The organism is Terrabacter sp. 2RAF25, from assembly GCF_052115265.1.
GTDB lineage: Bacteria > Actinomycetota > Actinomycetes > Actinomycetales > Dermatophilaceae > Terrabacter.
The window spans coordinates 190,866-205,423 of sequence record NZ_JBFRGJ010000008.1; the positions used below are offsets into that span (position 1 = coordinate 190,866).

At 71.6% G+C, this 14,558-nt stretch carries 13 protein-coding genes, 1 pseudogene and 1 riboswitch; of the genes and pseudogenes, 11 read left to right on the forward strand and 3 right to left on the reverse strand.

The window, feature by feature from the left end:
* Positions 1–100 precede the first annotated feature (100 nt).
* A riboswitch (guanidine-III (ykkC-III) riboswitch) is annotated at positions 101–163 on the forward strand.
* A 10-nt stretch (positions 164–173) separates the two neighbouring features.
* The 5 genes from AB4091_RS18680 (at position 174) to AB4091_RS18700 (ending at position 3,397) form a co-directional block, all read left to right on the forward strand.
* Positions 174–488, forward strand: a complete 315-nt coding sequence (locus AB4091_RS18680; protein WP_442293773.1) for a DMT family transporter — start codon at positions 174–176, stop codon at positions 486–488.
* Positions 488–865, forward strand: a complete 378-nt coding sequence (locus AB4091_RS18685; RefSeq protein WP_442293775.1) for a DMT family transporter — start codon at positions 488–490, stop codon at positions 863–865. Before AB4091_RS18680 ends, AB4091_RS18685 begins: the two co-directional genes overlap by 1 nt.
* A gap of 153 nt (positions 866–1,018) precedes the next feature.
* Positions 1,019–2,227: a hypothetical protein gene (locus tag AB4091_RS18690; protein WP_442293777.1), complete on the forward strand. Its 1,209-nt coding sequence runs from the start codon at positions 1,019–1,021 to the stop codon at positions 2,225–2,227.
* 76 nt (positions 2,228–2,303) lie between these two features.
* On the forward strand, positions 2,304–2,915 hold the full coding sequence (locus AB4091_RS18695) for a hypothetical protein (protein WP_442293779.1): 612 nt from the start codon (positions 2,304–2,306) through the stop codon (positions 2,913–2,915).
* Between the two features lie 128 nt (positions 2,916–3,043).
* Positions 3,044–3,397: a 2TM domain-containing protein gene (locus AB4091_RS18700; protein WP_442294096.1), complete on the forward strand. Its 354-nt coding sequence runs from the start codon at positions 3,044–3,046 to the stop codon at positions 3,395–3,397.
* 10 nt (positions 3,398–3,407) lie between these two features.
* Here the strand turns inward: AB4091_RS18700 and AB4091_RS18705 are convergent, their stop codons facing one another.
* Complete coding sequence (locus AB4091_RS18705) at positions 3,408–3,782, reverse strand: thioesterase family protein (RefSeq protein WP_442293781.1); 375 nt, start codon at positions 3,780–3,782, stop codon at positions 3,408–3,410.
* Positions 3,783–3,892: 110 nt separating this feature from the next.
* On the opposite strand from AB4091_RS18705, the gene AB4091_RS18710 reads away from it, so the two are divergent.
* The 4 genes from AB4091_RS18710 (at position 3,893) to AB4091_RS18725 (ending at position 9,443) form a co-directional block, all read left to right on the forward strand.
* Complete coding sequence (locus AB4091_RS18710) at positions 3,893–4,540, forward strand: lysoplasmalogenase (protein WP_442293783.1); 648 nt, start codon at positions 3,893–3,895, stop codon at positions 4,538–4,540.
* A gap of 219 nt (positions 4,541–4,759) precedes the next feature.
* Positions 4,760–7,699, forward strand: coding sequence for a leucine--tRNA ligase (gene leuS / locus AB4091_RS18715; RefSeq protein WP_442293785.1), 2,940 nt, complete (start codon positions 4,760–4,762; stop codon positions 7,697–7,699).
* Between the two features lie 230 nt (positions 7,700–7,929).
* Positions 7,930–8,832: a DegV family protein gene (locus AB4091_RS18720; protein WP_442293787.1), complete on the forward strand. Its 903-nt coding sequence runs from the start codon at positions 7,930–7,932 to the stop codon at positions 8,830–8,832.
* Entirely contained in the window at positions 8,829–9,443 is a 615-nt protein-coding gene (locus AB4091_RS18725) for a glycerol-3-phosphate acyltransferase (protein ID WP_442293789.1), read from the forward strand. The genes AB4091_RS18720 and AB4091_RS18725 overlap by 4 nt, the downstream gene beginning before the upstream one ends.
* Here AB4091_RS18725 and AB4091_RS18730 read toward each other — a convergent pair.
* Positions 9,427–9,981: a tetratricopeptide repeat protein gene (locus AB4091_RS18730; RefSeq protein ID WP_442293791.1), complete on the reverse strand. Its 555-nt coding sequence runs from the start codon at positions 9,979–9,981 to the stop codon at positions 9,427–9,429. The genes AB4091_RS18725 and AB4091_RS18730 overlap by 17 nt on opposite strands.
* A 60-nt stretch (positions 9,982–10,041) precedes the next feature.
* Positions 10,042–10,884 carry a formyltetrahydrofolate deformylase gene (gene purU, locus AB4091_RS18735; protein ID WP_442293793.1) on the reverse strand — a complete coding sequence of 281 codons (843 nt, stop codon included), beginning with the start codon at positions 10,882–10,884 and terminating at the stop codon, positions 10,042–10,044.
* A gap of 400 nt (positions 10,885–11,284) precedes the next feature.
* On the opposite strand from purU, the gene AB4091_RS18740 reads away from it, so the two are divergent.
* Entirely contained in the window at positions 11,285–12,157 is an 873-nt protein-coding gene (locus tag AB4091_RS18740) for a helix-hairpin-helix domain-containing protein (protein WP_442293795.1), read from the forward strand.
* Positions 12,158–12,990: 833 nt separating this feature from the next.
* Positions 12,991–14,334 (forward strand): annotated as a pseudogene (locus AB4091_RS18745) (ComEC/Rec2 family competence protein); the annotation flags it as partial.
* Positions 14,335–14,558: the final 224 nt, after the last annotated feature.

A 14,558-nucleotide genomic window follows, 5' to 3' on the forward strand; every position in this document is an offset into this window, starting at 1 on the left:
GGTCCTCTGTCCGCAGGAACGCGCTTGCAGAAGACAGTACGCCGGGGGTGCCTGCCTGATACGTCGTTTCGACCCGATCGCGTCGGGTCGGTAGAATCGTGCCGAACGCGTGCTGCGTTCGCGGACGAGGGAGCCGTACCCGCCCAGCGACAAGACGGCCAGATCGGAACGCCATGCTCTGGCTCGTCCTCATCCTCTCCGGCGCGCTCGAGGCGGTCTGGGCCACCGCGCTCGCCGCCTCCGACGGCTTCCGTCGTCGCCGGCCCACCCTCCTCTTCGCCGTCTCCCTCGTGCTGAGCATGCTCGGTCTCGCGTGGTCGATGACGGGGCTCCCCACCGGCACCGCGTATGCCGTGTGGGTCGGGATCGGTGCCGTCGGCACCGTGCTGCTCGCCGTCGCCCGGCGCGAGGAACGCCTCGGCGCGGCCCGTGCCGCATTGCTCCTCGTCCTCGTGGCATGCGTCGCCGGTCTCAAGGCGGTGGCGTGATGCCGTGGGTCGTGCTTCTCGCCAGCGCCGTGCTCGAGGCGGTCTGGGCTTCGGCTCTGGGCGCCTCGGACGGCCTGAGCCGCCCGGTTCCCGCGGGCATCTTCCTCGTCGCGGGTGCACTCAGCATGGTCGGGCTCGCGCGCGCCGTTCGCGTCATCCCGATCGGCACGGCGTATGCCGTCTGGACCGGGGTGGGTGCCGCCCTGACGGTCACGTGGGCGATGGCCACCGGCGGGGAGCCCTTCTCGCTCGTCAGGGTGCTGCTGCTGACCGGGATCGTCGGCGCCGTCATCGGGCTCAAGCTCGTCGGCCACGAGGGGCCCGACCAGCCGGCACCCTCGGAACCCTCCTCGCTGTCGGGGTCCTCGGGGGTGTGACAGGTCCCTGGGCTTCGGTCCGGGGCTTCCGGTCCGGTTGTCGGGAAGTGGACCTGTTTGTCCCGTTCGGGGGTGCGATGTCGGACCGCCCGGTGATGATGGTCGCGTCGCCCGTGGCAGCCGGCCGAGGGCACGACACGAAGGGACTCTCACGTGCGCAGGACCACGACCTGGTCGATCGCTCTCGTCACGTCGCTGGCCATCTCGGGGGCCACAGGAGCAACGGTCGCGTCGGCGGCTTCGACGACAACACCGAGCGCAGCCGGCGCAAGCGCGGCAGCCACCGGACCCGCCACCGCCCCGAGCTCTGCGAGCCTGCTCGCCGCCCTCCGGGCGAGGCTGCCCGCCGACTGGAAGGCCCGCCAGGCAGCCGCCCTCAGCCGCCTCGGGGTCGAGCGGTCGGCAGCACAGGAAGCCTTGGAGCGGGCGATCGACCCGTCGCAGTACCGCTGCGCCCCGACCCGGCTCGACGCGTACGTCGGCGGTGTCCTCGCGGGCATCGACCCGACGAGCCTGGCCATCCTCGGGAACGTCGGTGCGTTCGACTTCGCGACCTTCGACGCGATCCTCTTCGGCTCACCCGGCGACCAGCGCTACGCCCTGCCCAAGGCGTACTCCAACGAGCTGTCCCAGTCGTTCCGCGCCGCCCAGAAGTTCTGGGACACCGACGGCTCCGGGATCCAGCTCATGGCGATGCACGGCGACCTCATGACCGACCCGGCCCGGATCGCCCGGCTTCTCGAGACCCTCTTCGGGATCCCCCAGCCGGACGCGCGGGAGATCGCGGCGATCCTCGCGCAGGTCGTCGCCGCCGACCCGGGGCTGAAGGGCGGCCAGAGCCCGATCTTCACGCTCAACGCGTTCGCCTTCACCGCCGCGGGCGAAACCGACCCGGTCATCTCCGCGATCCCCGACAAGCTCGTCTTCGGCGACGGGATGCTCGATGCGCTGCAGGCGATCGGGGTCGGTGACGTCGGTCCGCGCGCGGTGCTCGGGCACGAGTACGCCCACCACGTCCAGTACGACGCGAGCCTCACGGCCTCGCCCCTGACCGGTGCGGAGGCGACCCGCCGGACCGAGCTCATGGCCGACGCCTTCGGCACGTACTTCGTGACACACAAGCGCGGTCTCGCCCTCAACGCTGCCCGCGTGCTCGAGGCTGAGCAGTCGTTCTTCCAGGTCGGCGACTGCAACTTCGAGAGCGACGGGCACCACGGCACGCCGGACCAGCGTCTCCGGGCATCCACCTGGGGCTGGTCGGTGGCCAAGGCCGCCCAGAAGCAGGGCCAGGTCCTGCCGTCCCGGGCGCTCGACGCGCAGTTCGAGGCAACGCTGCCGCAGCTGGTCGCACCTGACGCCTGACCCGGTGGCGAGTGCCTCGCCGACCGCGGTCGGCGAGGCACTCGCCGCGCTGCCTCCGTCGCACTAGTGTCGCCGCATGGGTTCGTGGTGGCTCGAGGTCATCGGTTGGATCGGGTCGGCGGTGCTCGTCTGGTCGCTGCTCCAGACGCAGCTGCACCGGCTGCGCATCATCAACCTCGTGGGCTGCGTCGTCCTGATCGGCTACAACGCCGTCAACCACGTCTGGCCGATGGTCGGGCTCAACGTCGTGCTCGCCGGCATCAACGTCTTCTACCTCGCCCGGATGTCGCGCGAGAAGCACGACGCCCGCGCGTACGAGGTGCTCCAGGTCGCCGGAGACGACACGTACCTGCGTCACGTGCTGCGTGTCCACGAGGCCGACGTCCGCCGCTACAACCCGGACTTCGTCTACGACCCGTTCGCGGGTGACGTCTGCTATCTCGTGCTCAAGGGGGACGAGATGGTCGGGGTCGTCATCGGGCGCGACGCAGGCGACGGCACCGCCCAGCTGCTCCTCGACTGGGTGACGCCCCGACACCGTGACCTCTCGCCGGGGGAGTTCATCCTCGGCAAGGACGGACTGCTGCGCGGCCGCGGCTATCGCCGGTTCCTGCCCCCGCCCGGCATGGTCGAGCCCTACTACGCCGGGCTCGGTCTGCGCCGTGACGGCGACGCGTACGTGCTGTGACCGGTGTCTGCCGGGGCCCGGGGTGATCCGCCGCACGGTCGGCGTCCGGACCCGGCCAGGCTGCCTACGCTGGACGTAGGGAGCCGCGCGGAACGCGCGCGGCGGCCCGAGAAGGACCGGTGACCACCATGACCGCGAACCAGCTTCCGGTCGATCCCACCTCCGATGCGCCTGAGCCCAGAGTCGGCCCCACGGTCGACCCCACGGTCGACCGCGTGGTCGCCGAGGACGACCTGCGCGGCAGAGCGCTCGACCGGCTGAAGAAGAAGGCGGACTTCCGGGCCCACCTGCTGATCTACTGCCTCGTCAACGCCGTGGTCCTCGTCGTGTGGGCCATGACCAGCCATGGCTTCTTCTGGCCCGTCTTCGTGCTCGCCGGATGGGGGATCGGGCTCGTCGCCAACTTCTACGAGGCGTACGTGCGCGACGACCCCAGCGAGGCGCAGGTGGCCGCCGAGATCGAGCGCCTGCGTCGTCGATGAGCCCGGCGCGTCAGAGGACGCGCTGGCACTTGCTCATGAAGCGGTCGGGGTCGACGACCGCGCGGTGGATCTCGCCCTTGGCGAGCTCCTCGCCCTCGGCGTCGGTGACGGTCACGTGGCACACGAGGCGCCGGCCGTCGTTGATCGGCTCGGCGCAGTGCACGGTCACGTCGGAGCCGACGGGACTGCCCTTGATGTGCTCGATCTTGACCATCGTGCCGACGGTGGTGTGGTCGGCGTCGATGTTCTGCTTGCAGACCTGGAAGGCGGCGTTCTCGCACCACGTGATGATGCGTGGGGTGGCGAGGACGTCGAGGTCACCGCTGCCGACCTGGGCAGCCGTGTCGTCGGCGGTGACGGTGTGCTGGAACTTGCGCATGGGCATTGGACGAGTCTGGCAGAGAACCGATCGTCTGCCGATTCGTCTCGACAGGTGATGCGCTCAGGACGCGTGTTGGCGGGCGGGAGCAGCCGGCGGCTGGGAGCCTTTCCCACGTGACGACCTCCCTCTGGCTCCTCGGCGCGGCTCTCGTGCTGACCGCAGCCGTCAACTGGCGATCGGTGCTGCGCGCGGAGCACGCCGTCGAGAGCATCACCAAGCCACTCGTCGTCGTGCTGCTCATGTGTCTCGCCTGGACGCTCCACCAGCAGGGGCGGGTGGAGGGGGCACCCGCCCTCCTGCCGGTGATGGCGGCGCTGGTCCTCTGCCTGGTCGGCGACGTCGCCCTCCTCGAGTCGACCGAGACCCGCTTCCTCGTGGGGCTCGGGGCGTTCCTGCTGGCTCACCTGGCCTACATCTGGGCGATCCTCGGGACGACGCCGGCAGCCGGCTTTCCCTGGCTGCTGCTCGTGGCGGTGCCGGCGGTCGTGCTCCTTCTCGCCAAGGTCGGGCGGGACATCGTGACCCACTCCGGCGAACAGAAGGTGCCGGTGCTGCTCTACCAGCTCGTCCTCTGCACGATGCTGCTCGTCGCCGCCTCCCGCGGGGACTGGCTGCTCCTGCTCGGGTGCGGCGTGTTCGTCACGTCCGACGCGGTGCTGGGACACAACCGCTTCGTCCGGGCACGTCCGTGGGCGCCGCTGACGGTGATCGTCACCTACCACCTCGCCCAGGCGCTCATCGTCGTCGCACTCTTCCGCTAGACGTACTGACCGAGGGCCGTGAAGGTTTGCCGTCGCCCCGGCGACCGCAAACCTCCACGCGGGCGCGTCGCGGGCTGCGCTAACCTTGGGCGCATGGCCGGCCTGCTGCTCCTTCCGCAGCCGCGTTGACGAACGTCGGGACTCCCGACATCAACGCGGCTCCCCCTCCTGTGTGAGGGGTTTTCTTTTGCCCCGACGAGCAGCGACGAGAGAGACGACATGAGCGAGCAGACGAACGAGACTCCCTTCCGCTACACGGCCGCGATGGCCCAGCAGATCGAGACGGCCTGGCAGGACCGCTGGGAGGAGGAGGGGACGTTCAACGCCCCCAACCCGGCCGGGCCGTGGGCCGAGCCCGGGAAGGTCGCCGCCCGCGGCGAGAAGCTCATCGTGCTGGACATGTTCCCGTACCCGTCGGGTGTCGGCCTGCACGTGGGCCACCCGCTCGGCTACATCGCGACCGACGTCTACAGCCGGTTCCACCGGATGCTCGGCAAGAACGTCCTGCACGCCCTCGGCTATGACGCGTTCGGGCTGCCGGCCGAGCAGTACGCCGTCCAGACCGGGCAGCACCCTCGGAAGACGACCGAGGAGAACATGACGAACATGAAGCGCCAGCTGCGCCGCCTGGGCCTGGGCTTCGACAACCGCCGCACCTTCGCGACCATCGACGACGAGTACTACCGCTGGACTCAGTGGATCTTCCTGCAGATCTGGGACGCCTGGTACGACGCCGATGGGGTCCGTGAGGACGGCGGACGCGGGAAGGCCCGCCCCATCAGCGAGCTGGTCGAGGACTTCGCATCCGGCCGTCGCGCCGTCGATGATGCCGAGGGCCGCGTCTGGGCCGACCTGTCGGTCACCGAGCAGGCGAAGGTGCTCGAGGGGTACCGCCTGGCCTACACGTCCGAGGCGCCGGTCAACTGGTGCCCGGGACTCGGCACCGTGCTCTCCAACGAGGAGGTCACCAACGAGGGACGCTCCGAGCGTGGCAACTTCCCGGTGTTCCGCCGCAACCTCAGCCAGTGGAAGATGCGGATCACCGCGTACGCCGACCGGCTGGCCGACGACCTCGACGGCGTCGACTGGCCCGAGAAGGTCAAGCTCATGCAGCGCAACTGGATCGGTCGGTCCAAGGGCGCCCGCGTCACCTTCCCCGTCGTCACCGGCACGGGCGAGCAGGACGGCATCGACGTCTTCACCACGCGCCCCGACACGATCTTCGGCGCCACGTTCATGGTCATCGCGCCCGAGCACCCGCTGGTGGACTCCCTGGTGCCGCAAGGGAACTGGCCCGAGGGCACCAAGGATGCCTGGAAGGGGACGGACGCCGACGCGAGCGCGACCCCGAGGGAGGCCGTGACGGCATACCAGCTGGCGGCCTCGCGCAAGGGTGACGTCGAGCGACAGACCGAGGGCAAGGACAAGACCGGTGTGTTCACCGGCTCTTGGGCCACGAATCCCCTGACGGGAGAGCGCATCCCGGTCTTCGTCGCCGACTACGTCCTGATGGGCTACGGCACCGGGGCGATCATGGCCGTGCCAGGGCAGGACACCCGTGACTGGGAGTTCGCCGAGAAGTTCGACATCCCGATCATCCGGACGGTCCAGCCCACCGAGGGCCACCCCGACGACGAGCCGTACCTGGGCGACGGCGTCGCCATCAACTCCGCCAGCGAGCGCGTCTCGCTCGACGGCCTCCACGTCGCCGAGGCCAAGGCGCGCATCATCGCGTTCCTCGAGGACGAAGGCATCGGCGAGGGCACGATCAGCTACCGCATCCGCGACTGGCTCTTCAGCCGCCAGCGCTACTGGGGCGAGCCGTTCCCCATCCTGTTCGACGAGGACGGCGTCGCGTACGCCGTGCCCGAGCACGAGCTGCCGCTGGCCCTGCCCGACGTGCCCGACTACAGCCCCAAGACGTTCGAGCCCGACGACGCGCAGAGCAGCCCCGAGCCGCCGCTGTCGCGCGTGCCCGAGTGGGTCGAGGTCGAGAAGGACCTCGGCGACGGGCGTGGCCTGCGGAAGTTCCGCCGCGAGACCAACACCATGCCCAACTGGGCCGGGTCGTGCTGGTACTACCTGCGCTACCTCGACCCCGCGAACCACGACGCGTTCGTCGACCCGGTCAACGAGGCGTACTGGCTCGGCCGTCACGATGCCGCGGTCGAGGGCGCGCCGGCGGGCACCCGCGACCCGGGCGGTGTCGACCTCTACGTCGGCGGCGTCGAGCACGCCGTGCTGCACCTGCTCTACGCGCGCTTCTGGCACAAGGTCCTCTTCGACCTCGGTCACGTGCGCAGCGAGGAGCCTTTCCGGAAGTACTTCTCGCAGGGCTACATCCAGGCGTACGCCTACACCGACAGTCGCGGCCAGTACGTCCCGGCCGCCGAGGTCGAGGAGCACGCGGGGAGCCACGGCACCGAGCCGACCTTCACGTGGGAGGGACAGCCGGTCAACCGCGAGTACGGCAAGATCGGCAAGTCGCTCAAGAACTCCGTGAGCCCCGACGAGATGTACGACGCCTACGGCGCCGACACCTTCCGCGTCTACGAGATGTCGATGGGCCCGCTCGAGCTGTCGAAGCCGTGGGAGATCCGCGCAGTCGTCGGCTCGCAGCGCTTCCTGCAACGGCTGTGGCGCAACGTCGTCGACGAGGCGACCGGTGAGGTGCGCGTCGCCGACGTCGAGGTCGGCCAGGCGCTGACGACCCAGCTGCACCAGGCGATCGCAGGCGTCCGCGAGGACTTCGAGGGCCTGCGGTTCAACACGGCCATCGCCAAGCTCATCGAGCTGAACAACGCCGTGACGAAGCTCGACGCGCCCCCGCGCGAGGTGGTCGAGGCGATGGTGCTCATGCTCGCGCCCGTCGCGCCGCACATCGCCGAGGAGATGTGGCAGCGCCTCGGTCACGAGGGCGGGGTGGCGTATGCCGCCTTCCCCGTGAGCGACCCAGCGAAGATCGTGGAGGAGCAGGTCACCTGCGTCATCCAGATCAAGGGCAAGGTGCGCGACCGCGTCGAGGTGAGCCCCGACATCACCGAGGACGAGCTGCGCGAGCTGGTGCTCGCCCGGGAGAAGGTGCAGGCGGCCACCGCGGGCGGCATCCGGACCGTCATCGTCCGCGCCCCGAAGCTCGTCAACGTCGTCCCCGCCTGACCGGCGCAGCCCCGACCGAACGTCGCCCGATCGAGAGAACACTCCGTCATGACGGAGTGTTCTCTCGATCGGTGTCGGGGCGGTGGTCGGGCGTGAGATCGCGCAGGGGGTGTCGCCGGGGCGCAGCGGGCGCGCGATCTCGCGCACGAGCACGTGCGGGCTACCGCGGGCATGTCCTGGCCGCCACTAGGTTGGGACCAGCCACCGGCCCCGTGCGGAAGGAGCGCGACGTGACCACGCGGATCGTCACCGACTCGACGGCATACCTCCCGGCCGACGTCATCGAGCAGCACGGCATCGAGATCGTGTCTCTGCACGTCGTCGTCGGCGGCCGCGACCACATCGAAGGTCGCGACATCACCGCCCAGCAGGTCGCCGCAGCCCTGCGCGACTACACCATCGTCACGACCTCGCGGCCGACTCCGCAGGTGTTCGCCGAGACCTACCAGCGCCTCGCCGAGGAGGGCGCGACCGCGATCGTCTCGGTCCACCTCTCCTCACAGATGTCGGGCACCGTCGAGGCCGCCCGGCTCGCTGCCGCAGAAGCACCCGTTCCCGTCGAGGTGGTCGACAGTGAGACCATCGGGATGGCGATGGGCTTCGCGGTCGTCGCGGCGGCCGAGTCGGCGGCCGGGGGTGCCGACGTGCCAACGGTTCTCGAGGTCATCCGTGCCCGACTGGAGCCCTCCGGCGTGCTCTTCTACGTCGACACGCTCGAGCACCTGCGGCGGGGCGGGCGCATCGGAGCCGCCTCGGCCCTGCTCGGGTCGGCCCTCGCGATCAAGCCCATCCTCGCCGTGCGCGGCGGCCGCATCGTCCCGGTGGAGAAGGTGCGCACCTCCTCGCGAGCCGTGGCCCGCATCGAGGCCATGGTCGTCGAGCACGTCGAGAAGGGCGGCAACGTCGCAGATGTCGCCGTGCACCACCTCGACGCCGCGGCGCGAGCCGACCAGATCGCCGCCGAGCTGCGCGAGCTCGTTCCCGGCTCCCCGAAGGTGCTCGTCGTCGAGCTCGGCGCGGTCGTCGGCGCCCACGTCGGTCCCGGCACCGTGGCCATCGCCGTGTCGCCGCACCCTGGCGAGTCCCTGCCCGAGCCGCCGGCCCAGGGCCCAGACGGGCACGCCGGGTCGTGAGCACCGGCACCGTGCTCACCTGGGCCGCAGTGGTCCTCGGCGCCTTTCTGATCGGGGCGCTCAACCCGGCGACGATGATCGCGAGGCTGCTCGGCAAGGACCTCGCCTCATCGGGCTCCGGCAACCCCGGGGCCACCAATGCCGGTCGGGTCCTCGGCCGCAAGTGGGGCGTCGTCGTCGGGGTGCTCGACGTGCTCAAGGGGCTGGTTCCGGCCTTCGTGGCCGGCCACTGGTTCGGTGGCGCACATCTGGCCTACGCCGCCGGCATCGCCGCCGTGCTGGGCCACATCTGGTCGCCCTACCTCAGGGGCCGCGGTGGCAAGGGGGTTGCGACGACGCTCGGCGCCCTGCTCGGCGTGCACCCGTGGGTCGCGCTCGTGGTGGTCGTGGTCTTCGCGGTGGGCGTCGCCCTGACCCGATGGGTGGCGGCGGGCTCGATCTTCGGGTCGCTCGCGATGCTCGTGGTGGCGGTCGTCATCTGGACGGGGCATGCACCGGGCGACGTGTGGACCGGCTTGTGGCTCACGGCGATCGGGCTGCTCGTGCTCGCTCGCCACAAGAACAACGTCGTCGGCTGGTGGCGTCAGCGGCACGTCAGCGACGAGACCTGAGCAGCGCCTCGAGTGCGGCGCGGGTGCTCGCCGCGCGGGGCTCGCCGACCTGCTCGCGGATGGCCAGCGAGGCGGTGAAGGCCTCGACCGCGTCGTCGCTGCGTCCCTCGTCCACGAGGAACCGGCCGAGGTGGTGCAGCGCGTAGTGCTCGAGCTCTCGGTCGGCGCCCGCGCGCGCCACCGCCAGCGCCTCGTCGAAGTGGGGCTCGGACTCTGCTGGGAGACCGGCGTAGTGCTCGGCGGTGGCGAGCGCCAGCAACGCCCAGCCGAGGCTCTCGGTGCGGGCGGCGTCGCGAGCGAGCTGCACGGCGGGCGCGGCCAGGGCGATCGCCTCGCCCTCGTGCCCGGCGATCGTGAGCGCCTCGGCCAGGTCGATCGTGGCGTCGAGCAGGTCGGGAGCCCCCGGCTCCGTGAGGTCGGCAGCGACCGCCGTCGTCAGGGCGTCCCGTGCCTCCGCCAGTGCCCGCGCGTTCTCCTCGGGGGTGCGGGTGAAGCGCCCGAAGTGTGGCCGACCGACGACGAACTCCCTGTCGCTCATGCCACGCACGCTACCGGCGCCGACGAGAGGGCCCGCCGGGCGGCATACGCCCTCGGTCGGTCAGAAGACGATGGTGCGGCGACCCGAGAGGAAGACTCGCGACTCGGCGTGGTCGCGAACCGCACGGGAGAGGACCCGCCGCTCGACGTCGCGGCCGAGCGCGACGAGCCGGGACGGCGTCTCGGCATGGGTCACGCGGACGACGTCCTGCTCGATGATCGGGCCCTCGTCGAGGTCGGCGGTCACGTAGTGCGCGGAGGCCCCGATGAGCTTGACGCCGCGGTCGTGCGCCTGGTGGTAGGGCTTGGCGCCCTTGAAACCCGGCAGGAACGAGTGGTGGATGTTGATCGCGCGCCCCGCGAGAGAGCGGCACAGCGAGTCGCTGAGGATCTGCATGTAGCGGGCGAGCACGACCAGGCCGACGCCGTTGGCCTCGACGAGGCGCAGCAGCTCGGCCTCGGCGTCCGCCTTCGTCTCCGACGTCACCGGGATCACGGTGAAGGGCAGCCCGTAGTACTCGACGAGCGCGCGGCAGTCCTCGTGGTTGGACACGACACCGACGATGTCGATGGGCAGGTCGCCGGACTTCCAGCGGTAGAGCAGGTCGAGGAGGCAGTGGTCGAACTTGCTCACCAGGATGATCGTGCGACAGTGCTCGTCCTCGGGACGCACGGCGAGGTGCTGGTGCGCGATGGCCGGGCTCTGCCGGATGGCGTCCAGCACCTGCTCCACGTCCTCGGCCTCGGCGTCGAAGACGGTGCGCATGAAGAAGAGGTCGGTGTCCTCGTCGGAGTACTGCTGGTTCTCGACGATGTTCGCCTGGACCTTGAGCAGCCCCGACGAGACGGCTGCCACGATGCCGGGGCGGTCGTCGCAGGTGAGGGTCATGATGTGCCGAGCCATTGGAGCAGTCTGGACCAGGCGGGCGCGGTGGCGTGAATCGACGCGCGGAGCGTCTCGGGCTGTGGCCGTCCACACCCCCTCGGCTCCGGGGCGCGTTGTCCCCAGTCCCGTGCCGGCCTCCGCACGTCGGTGGTGCGCTTCCTACCGTCGACGTATGCCGTTCCGTGCGTCCCAGAGACCGACCGACCTCGAGCGGGCGGCTCGGGTGCTCGGTGCGCGACGGCACCATTCCGAAACTGCATGGCCCGGGGGTCTCGAGCCTGAACAGGCGACGGAGGAGGCGGACGATCCGTTCGTCGGCCCCATCGAGCGGCTGGCGCAGCCGGCGTCCGACGGGGGCTGGGTGCCGCCGCCCCCTGGTGGGTCGAGGCTTCTTTCGCGGGGCTCGGTGGCGGGCTCGGTGGCGGGCTCCGTGGCGGGCTCGGTGGCCGCAGCGGGGGACGCCGTGCGCCGCCGGACGGCGTCCACTGCCGACGACGAGGTGTCGCAGCTCGACGCCGACCTGCGTCGCGCGCGTCGGCCGGGGCTGCTGACGGTTCCCGACGAGCTGCGGTCGGGTCGGCGCAGCATCAGCAGCGCGGCGCTCATCTCCCTGATCGCCCTCGTGGTGGCCGTCGGGTGCGCGTTCGTGCTGCGGGTGCTCTGGGCCGAGAGGTCGGCGTCGGCGCCCGACGTCGCACCGAGTGCGTCCCGCTCCGTCCGGGTCGTCGGCGGCACGGCTCCCGCCCGGGCCTCGGTGCCGTCCACGGGTGGCGTGGGGTCCACGGGCGCGCGCGAGCCCACCGGGGCAGCCACGCCCACGCCCAGCGCCGAGCTCGTCGTGGACGTCGTCGGGCAGGTCCTGCGTCCGGGACTCGTCCGACTGCGTGCCGGGTCGCGGGTCGCCGACGCGATCAGGCTGGCCGGAGGTGCACGAGCGGGCGCCGACGTCGCCGCCCTCAACCTTGCCCGCGTGGTCGTGGACGGTGAGCAGATCAGGGTGCCCCGGCCCGGCGAGGCTTCAGCCGCCCCGGGACCCGGGCCGGGAGGCGCCGGCGGGTCCGCGTCGGGCAGCGGCGCGGGGCCCGGGACGGCGTCCGGGGCGCCCGTGAGCCTCAACTCGGCGGATGCCGGTGCGCTGGACTCGCTGCCGGGCGTCGGCCCGGTGCTGGCGCAGCGCATCATCGACTGGCGCACCGAGCACGGCCGCTTCACGTCGGTCGACGAGCTCGGCGAGGTGAGCGGCATCGGCGACAAGCTCCTCGAGCGGCTCCGTCCCCGGGTCACACTGTGAGGGCCGAACACGAACCGGCCCGGGGCGCGGCGCGGGGGTCAGCGCGGGAGCAGCAACCGCGGGGTCCGTCTCTCGTCGTCCTGACGGGTCGCTCGACCGTGCGCCGGGTGCGTCCTACGACCGGTCGCCGCCTCGACCTCCGGCTGCTCGTGCCCGTGCTCGTGTCCTGGCCGGTCGTTGCCTTCTGGGGACTCGTCGCCCCGGACTGGTGCGTGGCCCTGGCCGCCGTCGGCGCCCTGCTAGTCGCCATCCTCGCCAGGCACCAGACGGCGGTGCGTGGGTTGGGGATGGGCAGCGCGGTCCTGGCTCTGCTGCTGGGTGCGGCAGCGTGCCATCGGGCCGTGGCCTCGGTGGGTCCGCTCGACGCCCTGACGGCCGAACGGGCCGTCGTGACCCTGACGGCCACCGTCTCGGCCGAGCCTCGTCCCGTGCGCACCGACCGTGGCGGTGGACCAGGCGGCGGCGCCCCGGCGCTCAGCGTGGTGCGTCTCGACGTGACCCAGGTGCTCGGGCGAGGACGCCTGACGACCGTGGCCTCGCCGGTGCTGGTCATCGGCAGTGGTGCGGCCTGGTCGGGGTTGCGTTGGCGCGACGAGGTCGAGGCCGTCGTGCGGCTCGAGCCGGCCGAGCCCGGTGACGACGTCGTCGCGGTGGCGAGTCCCAAGGGTCCGGTGACGCTGGTGGCTCACGCGGGTGGCGTCTTCGCGGCCGCCGACGTCGTGCGCGAACGGTTCCGTGCGGCGACCGACGCCGTGTGGCCCGACGCCCGAGGGCTCGTGCCGGCCCTCGTCGTCGGCGACACCTCGCGCACTCCTCCTGACCTGACGGTGGCGATGCTCGCCACCGGCCTGTCACACCTCAGCGCAGTCTCGGGCAGCAACGTCACCTTCGTGCTGGCGAGCGTGATGTGGGGCTGCAGCCTCGTCGGCGTGCGTCGGCGATGGCGCCCACCGGTCGCCGGGCTCGCCCTGCTCGGCTTCGTCATCCTCGCCAGGCCCGAGCCGAGCGTCGTGCGCGCCGCCGTCATGGGACTCGTCGGCCTGTTGGCACTGTCGACTTCGAGGCGTCGCGCGGGCATCCCGGCGCTCGCCGGCGCCATCACCGTGCTGCTCGTGTGGGACCCGTGGCTCGCCCGCTCCTACGGGTTCGCCCTGTCCAGCCTCGCAACGCTCGGTCTGCTCGTCCTGGCGCCGCCGTGGGGAAGGTCGCTCGGCCGCCTGCTGCCGGGACCGCTGACGTCCCTGGGGCCGGTCCTCGCCATCCCCCTTGCCGCCCAGGCCGTGTGCGCCCCAGTCGTCGTGCCCCTTCAGGGCAGCGTCTCGCTCGTCGCCGTGCTCGCGAACCTTCTCGCCGCCCCGTTCGTGGCGCCGACCACGGTCATCGGCGTCGCGGTGGCGGTCGTGTCGGTCGCGTCGACCACGGGTGCCGCCTGGCTGGCCTGGGCAGCAGCCGCGCCGGCGCAGGCGATCGCCGTTGTCGCACGCTGGTGCGCCGGCCTGCCGTTCGGGAGCGTGGGTTGGGGTGACTCGGCCGGTGCGGCAGTGTTGCTCGCAGCGGTCACGGTCGCCGTCATCGCGCTGGGTCCCTGGGCCTGGCACCGCACCCGGCACCGGCCGACGGTGGCGGTCGCGGTCGTGGTCCTCACCGCGGGGATGGCGGTTCCGACGACGGCGATCTCGTGGCCGCCGCCCGGCTGGGTGCTCATCGCCTGCGACGTCGGGCAGGGAGACGGGCTCGTCGCCGACAACGGCGGGGGCCACGTGGTCGTCATCGACTCCGGTCCCGAGCCCGAGCCGATGCGCCGGTGCCTCGACCGCATCGGGGTCACCGTCGTCGACCTCGTCGTGCTCACCCACTACCACGCGGACCACGTGGGTGGACTCTCCGCGGTCCTCGAACGTCCGGTGGCCGAGATCCGAGCGTCACCCGTGCTCGACCCTCCTGCCGAGGCGCGGCGGGTGTCCCAGCTGGCCGCAGCGCACCACACGCCTCTGGGTGAGCTGCGAGCAGGTGAGTCGCTGAGTGTCGGCGGTGTCACCGCGGACGTGTGGTGGCCGGCGCGTCGCATCGACGCAGGCTCGGTGCCCAACAACGGCTCGGTGGTCCTCACGATGCACGTGCGCGGCGTCACCGTGCTGCTGGCCGGCGACATCGAACGGGAGGCCGCGGCGCAGGTGGTCCGCGAGTCGCAGCTCGACCCGCTGCGCTGGGGCAGCATCGACGTCCTGAAGGTGGCCCACCACGGCTCCAGCAACCGAGACGACCGCATCCTCGACGAGGTCGCGGGCCGCCTGGCGGTGATCAGCGTCGGAGAGGGGAACGACTACGGCCATCCGGCTCCGGCGACCATGAAAGCCTTGCAGGACAGGGGTTTTGCCATCCATCGCACCGACACCGAGGG

Excerpts from the sequence above, each read along its gene's own strand:
- AB4091_RS18680 (WP_442293773.1), top strand. The coding sequence starts at position 174 with ATGCTCTGGCTCGTCCTCATCCTCTCCGGCGCGCTCGAGGCGGTCTGG.
- AB4091_RS18685 (WP_442293775.1), top strand. The coding sequence starts at position 488 with ATGCCGTGGGTCGTGCTTCTCGCCAGCGCCGTGCTCGAGGCGGTCTGG.
- AB4091_RS18695 (WP_442293779.1), top strand. The coding sequence starts at position 2,304 with ATGGGTTCGTGGTGGCTCGAGGTCATCGGTTGGATCGGGTCGGCGGTG.
- AB4091_RS18700 (WP_442294096.1), top strand. The coding sequence starts at position 3,044 with ATGACCGCGAACCAGCTTCCGGTCGATCCCACCTCCGATGCGCCTGAG.
- AB4091_RS18705 (WP_442293781.1), bottom strand. The coding sequence starts at position 3,782 with ATGCCCATGCGCAAGTTCCAGCACACCGTCACCGCCGACGACACGGCT.
- leuS (WP_442293785.1), top strand. The coding sequence starts at position 4,760 with ATGAGCGAGCAGACGAACGAGACTCCCTTCCGCTACACGGCCGCGATG.
- AB4091_RS18730 (WP_442293791.1), bottom strand. The coding sequence starts at position 9,981 with ATGAGCGACAGGGAGTTCGTCGTCGGTCGGCCACACTTCGGGCGCTTC.
- purU (WP_442293793.1), bottom strand. The coding sequence starts at position 10,884 with ATGGCTCGGCACATCATGACCCTCACCTGCGACGACCGCCCCGGCATC.